Origin of the sequence: Streptomyces paromomycinus (assembly GCF_003865155.1) — a bacterium.
GTDB lineage: Bacteria > Actinomycetota > Actinomycetes > Streptomycetales > Streptomycetaceae > Streptomyces > Streptomyces chrestomyceticus.
The window spans coordinates 165,386-179,392 of the sequence record NZ_BHZD01000001.1; the positions used below are offsets into that span (position 1 = coordinate 165,386).

The window sequence follows — 14,007 nt, forward strand, 5'->3', positions numbered from 1 at the left end:
CCGGCGTGGACAGCGAAGAGTTCTCCCTCCCTTTGTCGCGGCTGGCGAACGAGCGCCTGCACGCCATGGTCCCCGGAGGCGCGCACACCTACGCCAAGGGCGACGACCAGTACCCCGAGAACCTGGCTCCGGTCATCAGCCACGGTCAGGGTGCCCACGTGTGGGACATCGACGGCAACCGCTACATCGAGTACGGCTCCGGCCTGCGGTCGGTCAGTCTCGGCCACGCCCACCCCCGCGTGATCGAGGCGGTACGGCGGGAACTGGACCGGGGCAGCAACTTCGTCCGGCCGTCCGTCGTGGAGGTGGAGGCGGCGGAACGCTTCCTGGCCACCGTGCCGACCGCCGAGATGGTGAAGTTCGCGAAGAACGGCTCCGACGCCACCACCGCCGCGGTTCGCCTCGCCCGCGCCGTCACCGGGCGCCCTCGGGTGGCCGTCTGCGGCGACCATCCGTTCTTCTCCGTCGACGACTGGTTCATCGGCACCACGCCGATGAACGCGGGCATTCCGGCGGCGACCACCGACCTCACCGTGGCGTTCCCCTACGGGAACCTGGCCGCCACGGAGGAACTGCTCACCCGCCACCAGGGCGAGGTCGCCTGTCTGATCCTCGAACCCGCCACCCACACCGAACCCCCGCCCGGCTACCTCCAGGGCTTCCGCGAGCTGGCCGACCGGCACGGCTGCGTCCTGGTCTTCGACGAGATGATCACCGGTCTGCGCTGGTCCGAGGCGGGCGCCCAGGGCCTGTACGGCGTCGTGCCCGACCTCTCCACGTTCGGCAAGGCGCTGGGCAACGGGTTCGCCGTCTCCGCGCTGGCCGGGCGCCGCGACCTGATGGAGCGGGGCGGACTGCGCCACTCCGGTGACCGGGTGTTCCTGCTGTCCACCACGCACGGCGCGGAGACGCACTCCCTGGCGGCCGCGATGGCCGTACTCACCACGTACGTCGAGGAGGGCATCACCGCGCGGCTGCACGCCCTCGGCGAACGGCTGGCCGCCGGTGTCCGCGACGCCGCGGCCGCCATGGGCGTCGGCGACCACCTCGTCGTCCGGGGCCGGGCCAGCAACCTGGTCTTCGCCACCCTCGACGAGAACCGGCAGCCGTCGCAGCCGTACCGCACCCTGTTCCTGCGCCGGCTCCTCGCGGGCGGGGTCCTGGCCCCGTCGTTCGTGGTGAGCAGCGCGCTCGACGACGCCGACATCGACCACACCGTGGAGGTGGTGGCCCAGGCCTGTGCGGTGTACCGGAAAGCACTGGACGCCGGGGACCCCACCCCCTGGTTGGGCGGCCGGCCGGTGCAGCCCGTCTTCCGCCGCCGGGCGTGATGTGACGCGGCGTCAGCAAGGCTCTCGCCGACCGGAATCGGCCGTCCGGTCACCCGGCCCGTCCGCCGCGCGATCGCCCGGCCGGTCGTGCGTACGGGCGCCCAGCCGGTCGGCCGTCCGGTCGACCAGCCACGCGGTCGCCGGTGTCACCGCCAGCGCCGTGCACCAGCCGCCGAGGACGTCGGTCGGATAGTGCGCGCCCAGCGCGACCTGCGCCCAGCCCATGGCGGCACCGGCAACCACCACCGCCGCCAGCACGAGTGGCACGCCGGCCGTCCTGCCGAGACCGAGGCGGCCCGCGGCAAGCAGCGCCACCACGAGGGCGAGCGCGGTGACGAACGCGGTGTGCCCGCTCGGGTAGGACAGGTTGTCACCGTGAATGGTGCGTCCCACCAGGAACTTGAGCAGCGTCGCCACCCCCACGGCGACGCCGGCTCCGGCAACGGCCGCCACCGCCGCACGTGGACACCGGAGCAGCAGACAGCCCGCCACGACGGCCGTCACCAGGACCACCGCTCCCCCGGGCTCCCCGAGGAAGTCCACGGTCAGGGCCACGCCCCGCCACGGCGGCCGGACGCTGTCCGCCGTCGGCGGAAAGATCCACCCGTCCACCGCGCCGGGCCGGCTGTGACCGGCGTACAGCACGCCGAGCACGACAACCGTCAGCGTGGCGAGAGCCGCGATCGCCCCGAGCCACGCGCGCAGCGACGGGGGCAGCACCACAGACACCGGCCGTCCCGTCACACGCCCACCCCGTACGGTCGGTTCTTGACCAACACCGGGTCAGTGTACGTTCCGATGTGCCGGGGCGGCAGTGCTCGCCCCCCGGACCCGGAGAGGAGCCGCACGAAAGACACGGCTCCCCACAAGCCCCCTGAGGGCTGTCAACTCCGGCCGTAGCAGGCGGTGCTACGCGACCTTGGGTCCGCAGCGCATACCGATGTAGACGCACCCCGTGCCGTCGGGCAGCGTGGAGAAGACGACGGGCATGTAGTCCTCGCTGAAGGCCGCGCCCACCCCCGTACCGGCGAAGACCGTGTCGGTCACCGGCAGCAGATCGATCTCCAGTGGCTCGGAGAAGTCCGCCATGCCGTCGACGAACGCGTACCGGGCGTGGCCCGCGCCGTCCCGCTCGCTCACGGTGATGACCACACCCTCGCGCCGGTACGTGCCGACCAGCGGTGCGAAGTCGACCGTGGGCGGCTGGACGGGCGGAGCGAAGGGCTCCGGCATGGTCACGCCGGCGAGTTCGGCGAGGAGTTCGCGGTAGAGGGCCGCGTACACCTCGCGTGCGCCACCGCCGTTGGTGAGCAGCGCGACCGCGACGCCCGCCGACGGCACGACGCGCAGGTAGCCGTACTGTCCGATGGAGGCGCCGTCGTGGCCGTAGCCCGCGACGCCGTTCCAGTCGTACAGGGTCCAGCCCAGACCCCAGCCGTCCGAGCTGACCGTCCACTTGTCGGGGCAGTCGACCACCCGGCGCTGCATCAGCGCGACCGTCTCCGCGGCGAGCACGCGCGTGCCGTCCTCGGCCACGCCGCCGGCCAGGTGCATCCGTGCGAGCCGGACGAGGTCTCCGGCGGTGGCGAGAACTCTTCCGTAGGGGCCCGCCGAGCGCGGCATCATGTCCCATTCCGGTGCCGGTTCCGGTGCCTGGCCCGGCTCGCCCAGGTGTCCCATCGCCGCGCGGAACCGGAGTGCCTGTTCCGGCAGCGTCATGGTGCGCGTCAGGCCGAGCGGGGTCAGGAGCAGGTCGTCGAGCGCCTGGTCCCAGACCTTCCCGGTCAGTACTTCGACGATCCGGCCGAGCACGTTGTAGCCGACGCTGCTGTAGGAGATCGCGGTGCCGGGCGGGCAGTCGAGCGCCACGTCCTTCGCGGCCTCGACGTACTGGGCGAGGCAGTCGTCCCCGCGCCCGCTGTCGTGGGTGAAGTCGCAGGTGAGGCCGCTGGTGTGGCTGAGCAGCTGACGGGTGGTGATCGTCCTGGTCGCCTCCGGGTCGGCGACCGAGAACTCCGGCAGGACGTCCACGACCGGCGCGTCCAGGTCCAGTCGGCCCGACTCGGCGAGCCGCATGATCAAGGTGGCGGTGTAGACCTTGGCGATCGAGCCCATCTGGAAGACCGAGTCGGTCGTCGTCTCCACGCCCGTTCCCCGGTGCAGCACGCCGCTGGCCAGTTCGTGGACGGTCCCGTCGACGAGGAGCGCGAGCGAGGCGCCCGGGACGTGGTGCCGGTCGCGCAGCGTGTCGAGGCGGGCCTGCCAGTGGGCCAGATCGAGCTTCCGGCCCGCGGAATCCCGGGCGCCCCACGTGCCCGTGGCGCCCCAGTTGCCCTGCTCGTCCCAGCTCACACTCTTCGACATGTCTGCTCCCCACCCGATGCGTACGGCGTTCTCTCGATGCGCACACCGTACGCACGCCAGAACGGTGTACGCAAGGTGCGTACACCGTCCGCTACGATCGGCGAGGACAGCCGCAGCAGGGACAACCAGCAGAAATGAGGGCCGCATGACAGCCGAAGAGAAGCCGACCGCATCGGTGTGGACCCGGCCGCGCCGCCCGCAGCGGGAGCAGCTGACCCGCGAGCAGATCGTGGCCGCGGCGGTCGAACTGCTCGACCGGGAAGGCACCGAGGCGCTCAGCATGCGCAGACTCGGCAGCCGCCTGAACGCCGCGGCCACGTCCCTCTACCGGCACGTGGCCAACCGGGACGAGCTGATCCAGCTGGTCGTGGACGACGTCTACGGCGAGCTGGAACCGCCGGCCACCGCCGACCGGTCCCGGTGGCGCGCGGCCGTCACCCGCATCGCCACCGATCTGCGGGCGATGGCCCTGCGCCACCCCTGGATCGCCCCCGAGCTGGGCCAGGTCGGCCTCGTCCACATCGGCCCGAACGCCCTGCGGATGTCATCGGGGCTGCTCGCCCAGTTCGAGGCGGCCGGCTTCCCCACGGCCGAGAAGGACCAGGCTGCGGGGACACTCACGGCCTACGTCATCGGGATCGCGACCTCCGAGGCCGCCTACCTCTCCGCGATCGCCCGCAGCGGCAGGACCGAGCAGGAGTGGGTGGCGGACCTGCGGCCGGCCTTCGACGAGGCATCGCGGGACCACCCGCGACTGCGGGACGGCGATTCCGCCCAGCAGGACGTGCCTCCGCAGCAGATCCGCGACGAAGCCTTCTCCTACGGACTCGACCGGGTTCTCGACGGCCTGGCGGCCCGACTCGACGTCTGAACCGATGCGCCGGCGCCCCGGGCGCCTGTCAGCCCCTACCCCTCAACGGGAGGGGCTGACCACACATCAGGTGCGGCACGAAGACTTCACCTCTCACCCCGCCCAGACCCTCCAGAAGCAAATACAATACAGAGCTGTGCTGTATCGTATTCACTGTGAAGCTTGACGACGATTCCGAAGAGCACACCCTCGCCACGTCACCCCCGCCCACGCGGGCCCCCGGCCGGCCGCGCAGCCGGGAGGCGGACGAGGCGATCCTCGCGGCCGCGCTCGATCTGCTCATCGAGCGCGGCGCCGGCTGGGCCAGCATCGAACAGGTGGCACGGCGCGCCGGAGTCACCCGCGCCACCGTGTACCGCCGCTTCCCGACCCTGACCGACCTGCTGGTGAGTGCGGTCGAGTGGGAGTACCGGGACGTGGACCCCGGCTCGATGGACTGGCCGGACATCGACAGCATGGTCACGGCCTGGGCCGGCCATCTCGGCAGACCCCGCGCACGCAAACTGATCCGCCGCCTCTACAGCACGGTCGACGACCTCCCCGAACTGCTGCGCGCCTACCACCAGGCACACGGCAGCCACCGCGGCCTCGCGGTGCGCACCACGCTGGAGCGGGCTCGCGCGGCCGGGCAGCTCCCTCCGGACAGCGACCCGGAAATTCTCCAGCAGATGCTCAGCGGCGCGGCCCTGCAACACCTTGCCGCACACCCCGACACCACCGGCCCGGAAGAGGTCAGGTCCTACTTCCTCGCCATCCTGGGACAGGTCGGGCTGCAGACCTCCCCCGTACCCCGAAGGAGCACCGCACGATGACCGAGAGCATGGCGTGGCTCGGACGGGACGCCCGCAGGGCCCGCAAGGAGGGCATGCCCGCCGTCACCCGGCGGCAGCGCGACCGGCTGGCCGGCATGGTCGCCCACGCCCGCGCCGCCTCCCCGTACTACCGCAGTCTCTACCGCGGCCTGCCCGAACGGGTCGAGGACCCGGCGCTGCTGCCGGTCACCGACAAGAAGAAGCTGATGGGGCACTTCGACGACTGGGTGGCCGACCGCGCCGTCACGTACGAGAAGGTGCGCGCCTTCAGCGACGACCCCGACCGGATCGGGCAGCGGTTCCACGGGAAGTACCTGGTGGCCACGACCTCGGGCACCAGCGGCCGGCGCGGTCTCTTCGTCCTCGACGACCGGTACATGGACGTGGGCGCCGCACTCACCTCCCGGGCGCTCGCCTCGTGGCTGGGCCCCGCCGGGCTCCTCCGGGCGGCCACCCGGGGCGGCCGCTTCGCCCAACTCGTCGCCACCGGTGGGCACTACGTCGGATTCGCCGCGTACTCCCGCACCCTCCGGGCGGGCGGGTGGCGCAGCAAACTGCTCCGGGCGTTCCCGGTGCACACACCGATGGCGCAGCTGGTGGCCGAACTCAACGCGTACCGCCCCGCCTTCGTCGTCGGCTACGCCAGTACGATCATGCTGCTCACCGCCGAGCAGGAGGCCGGCCGTCTGCACATCGACCCGGTGCTGGTCCAGCCGGCCGGCGAGACGATGAGCACGGACGACACCGACAGGATCGCCCGCGCCTTCCGCACCACGGTCCGCGCGATGTACAGCGCGACCGAGTGCACCTACCTCAGCCACAGCTGCGCCCACGGCTGGTACCACGTCAACAGCGACTGGGCCGTGCTCGAACCGGTCGACGCCGAGCACCGGCCCACCCCGCCGGGCGAGTACTCGCACACCGTACTGATCAGCAACCTCGCCAACCGTGTGCAGCCGTTCCTGCGCTACGACCTCGGCGACAGCGTGATGCTCCGGCCCGACCCGTGCCCGTGCGGCAACCCGCTGCCCGCGCTCCGCGTACAAGGCCGCGCCGGCGACATTCTCACCTTCCCCACCCACGGCGGCGACCCCGTGCAGCTCGCTCCCCTGGCCTTCGGCACCCTCTTCGACCGCACGCCCGGGGTCGAGCTGTTCCAGGTCGAGCAGACCGCCCCGTCGGCCTTGCGCGTGCGCCTGTTGCCGGCCGCCGACGCCGACCCGGAGCGCGTATGGCAGACCGCCCATCTGGAGCTGACCCGCCTTCTCGCCGACAACGCGCTCGACCACGTCACGGTCCAGCGCGCCGAAGAACCCCCGCGGCAGGCACCCGGCGGCAAGTACCGCACGGTCATCCCCTTCGACCGGTCGGGCAGCCGCCCCTGATACGGCAGAGCGATGGACCGGGGGTCACGACATGTGCGTCCCCGGACCACCCGGACGTCGCTCCCCGGGGAGGGCCTGACCGTCCAGCAGGAGGTCGATGTGCTGGCGCAGCCGGATGAGCTGTTCGGCCAGGGCCGCGGCTGTGGCCTGCGCACCGGCCGGGGCGCGTGGCGAGGGCAGTTGGGCGAACAGATCGCGGGCGCTGTCCTCGACGGTCTGCAACCGGGCGTCCAGCTCGGCCAGCACCGGACTCGCCGCCTCTGGCCTCGCAGCCGTCCGCCCGCCGCTGCGGCTCGGGTCTCCGGCCTTCAGCAGACCTTCGGCCTGCAGCAGGGCCCGCTGGTCGTGCAGACGCCGGTTGACGCGGTACAGGTCGACGAAGACGTTGACCTTGGCGCGCAGTGCCCACGGGTCGAACGGCTTGACCATGTAGTCGGACGCGCCGGCCGCGTAGCCGCGGAAGGTGTGGTACGGGCCGTGGCTCGCGGCCGTCAGGAAGATGATGGGTACGTGGCGGGTACGGGCGCGGCGCTTGATGTGGGCCGCGGTCTCGAAACCGTCCATGTGCGGCATCTGCACGTCCAGCAGTATCAACGCGAACTCCCTGACGAGCAGGGCCTTGAGGGCCTGCTCGCCGGAGGTGGCGCGCACCAGGTCGTAGCCCAGGGGTGCGAGGACGGCCTCCAGGGCCAGCAGGTTCTCCACCCGGTCGTCGACCAGCAGGACGGTGACCGGCCCGCCGCGCTCCGGGCCCGGGGCCGCCCCGGTACGGACCGCCGCGGGTGCGGAGAGCTCCGGGGACGGGGAAGGGACAGGGATCGACACCGTGTGGGGCGCGGGGGCCGGGGCAGCCGCAGCACGCCGTTGGGCCGCACTGTGGTGCACGGCGCTGGTGATCTCTGGCATGGCGGACGCTGCCTTTCCCTGCACTGTCCGGACCCGGCGTCGGTGGTGACGTACCGCTGGTACGGCCGCGTTGGTGCGGCTGCCGGTCCACGGGGGCCTTTCCCACTGTGTCTCACGGGTTCCCCGCGTGACACGGCTAAACGGCCGCCACACGGCTTCGCGGGTCTGACCGTGGCGCGCTTCGGGCCCACGGTGTGAATGTCATGTGAAGTCACTGGTACGGGGCGCGGACCGATTCACGGCCGGGTGACGGTCCGTACAAATGTCGCGCCAGGCCTTGTGTGGCCTCCCTTCCCGCCGGGCGCCTCGCAGCCGTACTCAGCCGCAAGCCGACGGCCGGCCCGGTGTTCTTTCACCTCGGCCCGGACGGTGACCAGGTCGTTCAGTTCCGCCTTGGCGGCTACGACGGTTCCCCACTGCCGCTCCCCGGCACGCTGGAACACGTCGATCCCGGCGCCCGGGAATTCGATTCACCCGTCGTTGTCGTCCAGTCCGGTGCGCAATTGGCCATTCCAGTGACACCTGGTACAGCCACCACCGAATTCGGCGGGCGAGACTGGCCACGGCAAGGGTTACGGTCGTGCCCGTCTACCGCCAACGCGCCGCATGGAACTGCTGCGTTCTCAGGCAACAGGACGGTGCTCGACATCATGACTCGGCATACGCGCCTGGCGCGGCGCAGCGCCGGAAATCAGGTTGACCGGCGCGGTATGGCGGGGGCTAGTTTCACATATGGCCGAGATTCAGGGTTCCTACGACGATCTGTTCACCGCGGTGCCTGGCGTACTGGCCACGTTGCTGGACGCCGGGGACGCGGGCGGTTCGGTGGCGGTTTTCGTGGCCGGCGAGCCGGTGGTGGATGTCTGGGGCGGATTCGCCGACGCGGACCGCACGATCCGGTGGCAGCGCGACACGATCACCGGCGTATGGTCCGTCACCAAGACGATGACGGCACTGTGCGCCCTCGTCCTGGCCGACCGCGGTCAGCTCGATCTGGACGCGCCGGTGGCCCGGTACTGGCCGGAGTTCGCCACGGCGGGCAAGGGCCGGGTGCTGGTACGGCACCTGCTCGCGCACACCGCGGGCCTGCCCCACTGGGACGGCCCGGTCGAAGAGCTCTACGACTGGCCGTCCGCCACGGCGCGCCTCGCCGCACAGGCCCCGCTGTGGGAGCCGGGCACCGCGGCCGGATACCACTCGCTGACCCAGGGTTTCCTCGTGGGCGAGGTGGTGCGCCGGATCACGGGCCGCGGCGTGGGCGAGTTCTTCGCCGACGAGGTGGCCGGTCCGCTCGGCGCGGACTTCCGTATCGGGCTGTCCGCCGAGCACGACCACCGGGTCGCGCTCGCGGTCCCGCCGCCGGCACACGACGAGGACTACCTCGCGAGCGCGCCCGGAGCCACCGCGGCCCCCACCACCGGGACCGGGATCCGCGTCCGGGACGGCAACAGCGTCGCCTGGCGCCGCGCGCAGATTCCCGCGGCGGGCGGATTCGGCAATGCCCGCTCGGTCGCTCTCGTACAGTCGGTGATGGCCTGCGGGGGGACGGTGCGCGGTGCGCGGCTGCTGTCGCAGGCAGGCTGCGACCGTGCGTGGGAGGAGCAGTTCCGCGGCGAGGACCGCGTCCTGGGCATGCCGATGCGCTACGGACTGGGCTACGGCTTGTTCGGCAGCACCTACGGCTGGGGCGGCTGGGGCGGCTCGATGGTCATGATCGAGCCCGACGCCCGCATGGTGGTGGCGTACGTGACGAACCAGATGCGCGAGCCCGGTGACGACAACCGCGGACTGGAGGTCGTGATGGCCGCCTACGACGGGATCGCGGCCCTGCGCTCCTGACCACGCGCGCCGGGCCCGGCCAGCCCGGCCCGGCGCGCCCTGCGCCGCGCATCACCGCTCCCCTGGAGTACCGCCCCGCCCTGCACAGGCCGCAGCGTGCGCCTGCTGCGGCCTGTGCAGGTGCGCTGGCGTGCCGGACCCGTCGGTGGGGCCCGTCGGTGGGGCCCGGACCACCATCCCGTCCGGGGCCGCGGTGGCTTATGGACCTGTGGACCTGCCGGGCACGATCGAGCCATCGACAGTGCGCTCAAAACCCAACTCACCCCGCACTTCCTTTCCCTGCTGCGCAAAGCCGTCATGTCCTCCGACCAGCGCCCGTACTGGTCGGACGGACCCGCCCACTGCGACGAATTCGACCAGCTTTCCTACCCCCACGACTACCGGGTCCGCGAATTTGAACACAACACTGCGGGACATGCCCGGAAGGACACCAAGGCCGAGATCCGGCGTTGGGGAAAGCACTACTCCAGTTTTCCCGCGCCGGCGGGCGGCGCCATGCACGGACGGCTTCGGACCGGAACCTGTTCGGCTGCCTCCAGTACGCCTTCGACCGCGTGAATCGGGCCGTCCACCTGGCCCGCGATCTGCTCGACGGCGAAGGCAAGGAAAGCGCGAGCCGCGGCGGCCGACGACCCCCACTTCACCGACACGCTCCCCCAGGGGCGGACAGGCGGGTGAGGCACCGGCCCGGGCGGCCGGCCTCGACCCGGACAGCCTGGCATGGCTCGCGGCCCCGGACGCGCACGGCACCCACACGTCCTACCGGTTCGTCCTGGTCGAAGCCGTGGAGCCGGAGGACCTGCCCGGACGCCTCACGGACGCGAACGAGGCAACGCCGGTCGCCCCCACGACTGCCCACGAGGCGCGCCATCGACCGCTCGTCGGGCAGCGGGAGTTCTCGTCCCCCGACGGGCAGCGAGAGTTCTCGTCCTACGACGACAAAGCCCTCATGGCGGTCGGCCGGGCCGGCAGTCGTTGGAGCTTCGCCTTCGACGGTGCCCCCGCGCCATTCGACCCTCGGCGGTTCATCTCCCCGGCAGCGGACGCCAGCGCGGGCACCCGCGCGGTGGTCGTGTGGAGCGGCCTGAGAACCCGCGACGGACAACCGTTCTTCCACCTTTCCGTAGCGCAGGACGGCACGGAGCAGTACGCCTTCACGTACGCGGATGGCGAGACACATCGCACCGGACAGATACCCCGGGCACTGGACCCGGACCGGTTCTTCGCCTCCCGGCAGGAGGCCACCGACGCGGAACGGCCGCTGCTGGAGGCCCTGACCGACGTGTTCGGTGCCCACCTGCCACGCCACGCGATCACCCATGGACGGCTGCACACGTTCACCACCCGTTCATGGACACGGCCGCCGGAAAACGGGGAGACCTACGCAGTGATCAGCATGAACTGGGACGCGGAGCACTGACAGGCACAGCTTCCGCAGCCCTTTCATACCGCCCCTGCCCCGCTGCCCCACTGACGCCTCCCGCCGCCTTCTGACACCTTCTGACACCTTCTGACGCAGGCACGTACACTGTCCGGCCCGACGGCCCCGGAACCTGGGTGCCTGATCCCCCCGGGCAGCATGCGGGCACCGGAACGGGCGCAGCGGACACCCAGCCGGGCGCACCGGGCACCGGCACCCGCAGCCGGGCCGCAGCCTGGCAGGTCAGCGCACCGAACGGGCGGGGGAAGCCTCTCGGACTCGGGCGCGCTGTCCGCCCACACGGGCTCCACTGTCGGCCTCTCCCGGCGATACAACGTCATGAGTGGCGCGTTCGCCTCGCGCCCAGGGCAAACGCCCCAGCTCAGAACCGCTCATGAGGAGAAGCAACGTGGAGACATCGCCGACGCCGGCCGGGCGCGCCATGCATTCCCGTACCGCACCGGGCCGTTCGGCACAGCAGGCAGACGGGTTCCTCGGAGCCCTGTACGAGCGTCACGGGTCGGTCTTGCTGGGCTTCGCGGCCCGGCTGCTGGACGGCGACTGGCACCGTGCGGAGGACATCGTGCAGGAGGTGGCGTTCCGTGCCTGGCAACGCGCCGACGACCTCGATCCCACCACGAATGCGCTGCGTCCATGGCTGTTCACCGTCGTCCGCAACCTGGTCATCGACGTCCACCGCTCGCGCAAGGCCCGGCCTCTGGAAGCCGATGCCGCCGATATTCCTCCTTCGTCCGTACCCGACGGAGTCGACCGCACCCTGACCCGGCAGGTGGTGGTCGCAGCCATGCGGGAACTGGCACCGTGCCACCGCGAGGTCCTGGTTCACGTGTACTACATGGGCCGCAGTCTCCCCCAGACAGCGAAGCTGCTGGGGGTGCCGCCGGGCACGGTCAAGTCACGTATGTACCACGCGACGCGTGCGCTGCGCGAGGGACTCAACAGCCGCGGTCTGACCGCGGCTTGACCACTACTGCCCCCATGCCACCACTGTTGCCTCGCCCGGCCGGCCGGCCGCATCACGGCTCCGCTACCGTGCACCGCCGCCGTACGCCACCCCGACCGCCGTCATCAGACGCGCAGGACATGCGGGCCCAGCAACGCATACCGGTGTGCCTCACTCTGCGGCAGCCGGGTGTCGGTGACGATGGCCTCGAAGTCCGCCGCCTCGGCGAAGCGGCACAGGCTCACCGCGCCGAACTTGGTGTACACACCCGAGAAGATCCGGCGTCGGGATGCCCGTACCGCCTGCTGCTTGACCTGACTGACCGCCGGGTCAGGGGTGGTGAGACCGTACTCCCGGGAGATGCCGTTGGCGCCGATGTACGCCAGGTCGACGACGAATTCGGACAGCATGCCCGACGTCCAGTGGTCAGCCGTGGCGACGGTGCCACCCCGCACCCGGCCGCCCAGGAGCACCACCGTGACGTGGTCCCTGGCTGCCAGCAACGCCGCGGTGGCCAAGGAGGCCGTGATCGCGGTGAGCGGCCGGTCGGCAGGCAGCGCCGCAGCGATGAGCTGTGGCGTGTACCCCTCGTCGATGAAGACGCTCTCCGCATCGCCGCACAGCGCCGCAGCGGCCTTGGCGATCCGCGTCTTCTCCGGCAGGTGCATGGTGGTCCGGAACGCCAGGGTGGACTCGTAACCCGCGCTTTCCACCGGGTACGCGCCCCCGTGCGTACGCCGCACCAGACCGTGTTCCTCCAGCACGCGCAGATCCCGCCGTACGGTCTCCTTGGCCGCCCCCAGCTCCGCGGCGAGTTTGCCGACATCCACCGATCCCCCCTGGCGAGCGGCCTCCACGATGCGCCGCCGACGCTCCTCGGCCTCCACTGCGCACCCACCCCCGATCCGGATGCCGGCAACACGGCGGACATCATTCACCCCGGCTGACCAACCGCCGTCCAGCGATCTCCGTTCGTCACGTCCGCACGGTCCTCGATACCCCTTCTTACCGCCGTTCAGACCAACCGGCCAAGCCCGGCACACCAGCCTCGTGGTCACACGCGCCCGATCCCGTCCGGGCCTCCTCGACCTACTGATCTTTCCGATGGGTTGTCGGGGTGTGTCACGTCGTGGGTGGGAGGCCGGTGCCAGCAAGGCATCCGTCGATGAGGGCCGGGTTGCGCTGGATTCTCCGCATGCCGCTGCGGACGGCCCGGACGAGGTGTTCCCGGTCGGCAAAGACGGTGTTGGCGGTCACTGCCCGGCGCAACAGCGCGTTCTTGCTGGCCTTCGTAGATATAGGGATGACGGTGCTGATGGTCGGCTCCGCGGAGCTGACGTTGCGGCAGGCACCACGCGTTGAGCCGGCGAACGCCGATGTCACGCCGCTCGCTGCCGCCCGGGCGACGCCATCCCTGGTGAACAGGCCCGGCAGCCGGGCCTCGGCAGGTTCATCGCCGTGGCCCTGGTCGGCGGTGGCGTCCTTCTGGAGGCGGGACGCGGAACATCGCTCGCCGGAGCCGTCCGGGCAGGAGGGCTCGCCCGGCGAAGACGAGACCGACACCCAACAGGCAGCCCCCGAAGGCGACGCAGCCGGAGGACAGCCAACCGATCTTGTTCTCATCGGCCCAGTCCGCTGTGCCGGCAGCGAAGAGGAAACCCAACAGGCAGACGGCGCTGATCAGGGCGTACCACCATCGAGAAAGCATCAGTCACCTCGGCATGGGCTGTGCTGTGAGGTGACCGCCACCACCTGCCGTTCCGGCAGAGGCAACAGGCCAAGGCGCAGAGGCCGGGAACACGGAACGGAAGACACGGGAGCAAAACCTCCGGGCACCATCGACGAATGGGCATACTGCCCCTGCGAACGCCGACCAGACTTCCCGGCACACCCTGCGCACTTGACGCATTCTTTGCATTCTACCCGCCCGGTCTCTCCCCCGGACGCGGCGAGGACCGAGTGCGTCTCTCATCCGTCGTGCTTCCGCTGTCGGGCCCGGCCTGCCTTGTCGGCGAGCGTGTTCTCGGTGGTGGCCCGTCCGCCCGCCGTACCATTACCGTTCGCGCGCTGACCGAGCCTCTGCCCGTGACCATCTTCATGCAACGATGGTCACGC

11 protein-coding genes and 1 pseudogene are annotated in these 14,007 nt (G+C 71.2%); 7 read left to right on the plus strand and 5 right to left on the minus strand.

What is annotated here, in order from left to right:
- The first annotated feature begins 5 nt into the window (after positions 1–5).
- Complete coding sequence (locus OEIGOIKO_RS00620) at positions 6–1,331, plus strand: glutamate-1-semialdehyde 2,1-aminomutase (protein ID WP_125050772.1); 1,326 nt, start codon at positions 6–8, stop codon at positions 1,329–1,331.
- Positions 1,332–1,343: 12 nt separating this feature from the next.
- Here OEIGOIKO_RS00620 and OEIGOIKO_RS00625 read toward each other — a convergent pair whose 3' ends face one another.
- Complete coding sequence (locus OEIGOIKO_RS00625; RefSeq protein WP_125050774.1) at positions 1,344–2,075, minus strand: phosphatase PAP2 family protein; 732 nt, start codon at positions 2,073–2,075, stop codon at positions 1,344–1,346.
- A gap of 165 nt (positions 2,076–2,240) precedes the next feature.
- A complete protein-coding gene (locus OEIGOIKO_RS00630) occupies positions 2,241–3,695 on the minus strand; it encodes a serine hydrolase domain-containing protein (RefSeq protein ID WP_125050776.1) in 1,455 nt (484 codons plus the stop codon).
- A 145-nt stretch (positions 3,696–3,840) separates the two neighbouring features.
- Here OEIGOIKO_RS00630 and OEIGOIKO_RS00635 point away from each other — a divergent pair, with 145 nt between their 5' ends.
- The 3 genes from OEIGOIKO_RS00635 (at position 3,841) to OEIGOIKO_RS42270 (ending at position 6,763) form a co-directional block, all read left to right on the plus strand.
- Positions 3,841–4,566 (plus strand): TetR/AcrR family transcriptional regulator, encoded by a 726-nt coding sequence (locus tag OEIGOIKO_RS00635; RefSeq protein ID WP_125050778.1) that lies wholly within the window; start codon positions 3,841–3,843, stop codon positions 4,564–4,566.
- A 155-nt stretch (positions 4,567–4,721) separates the two neighbouring features.
- Entirely contained in the window at positions 4,722–5,378 is a 657-nt protein-coding gene (locus OEIGOIKO_RS42265; RefSeq protein ID WP_218039964.1) for a TetR/AcrR family transcriptional regulator, read from the plus strand.
- Positions 5,375–6,763 (plus strand): phenylacetate--CoA ligase family protein, encoded by a 1,389-nt coding sequence (locus tag OEIGOIKO_RS42270; protein WP_218039965.1) that lies wholly within the window; start codon positions 5,375–5,377, stop codon positions 6,761–6,763. Before OEIGOIKO_RS42265 ends, OEIGOIKO_RS42270 begins: the two co-directional genes overlap by 4 nt.
- A 24-nt stretch (positions 6,764–6,787) precedes the next feature.
- Here the strand turns inward: OEIGOIKO_RS42270 and OEIGOIKO_RS00645 are convergent, their stop codons facing one another.
- Complete coding sequence (locus tag OEIGOIKO_RS00645; RefSeq protein WP_246177932.1) at positions 6,788–7,486, minus strand: response regulator; 699 nt, start codon at positions 7,484–7,486, stop codon at positions 6,788–6,790.
- 915 nt (positions 7,487–8,401) lie between these two features.
- Here OEIGOIKO_RS00645 and OEIGOIKO_RS00650 point away from each other — a divergent pair.
- The 3 genes and pseudogenes from OEIGOIKO_RS00650 to OEIGOIKO_RS00660 all read left to right on the plus strand — a co-directional run bounded on the left by OEIGOIKO_RS00650 (position 8,402) and on the right by OEIGOIKO_RS00660 (position 11,913).
- Positions 8,402–9,508, plus strand: coding sequence for a serine hydrolase domain-containing protein (locus OEIGOIKO_RS00650; RefSeq protein WP_125050782.1), 1,107 nt, complete (start codon positions 8,402–8,404; stop codon positions 9,506–9,508).
- A gap of 652 nt (positions 9,509–10,160) precedes the next feature.
- Positions 10,161–10,928: pseudogene (locus OEIGOIKO_RS00655) on the plus strand (SMI1/KNR4 family protein); the annotation flags it as partial.
- 409 nt (positions 10,929–11,337) lie between these two features.
- The gene (locus tag OEIGOIKO_RS00660) at positions 11,338–11,913 is read left to right on the plus strand and encodes a sigma-70 family RNA polymerase sigma factor (protein WP_371858869.1); all 576 of its coding nucleotides are present in this window, start codon (positions 11,338–11,340) and stop codon (positions 11,911–11,913) included.
- 104 nt (positions 11,914–12,017) lie between these two features.
- Here OEIGOIKO_RS00660 and OEIGOIKO_RS00665 read toward each other — a convergent pair whose 3' ends face one another.
- Both OEIGOIKO_RS00665 and OEIGOIKO_RS00670 read right to left on the minus strand, forming a co-directional pair.
- Complete coding sequence (locus OEIGOIKO_RS00665) at positions 12,018–12,779, minus strand: DeoR/GlpR family DNA-binding transcription regulator (RefSeq protein WP_125050788.1); 762 nt, start codon at positions 12,777–12,779, stop codon at positions 12,018–12,020.
- Positions 12,780–13,014: 235 nt separating this feature from the next.
- A complete protein-coding gene (locus OEIGOIKO_RS00670; RefSeq protein WP_125050791.1) occupies positions 13,015–13,455 on the minus strand; it encodes a hypothetical protein in 441 nt (146 codons plus the stop codon).
- Positions 13,456–14,007 lie beyond the last annotated feature (552 nt).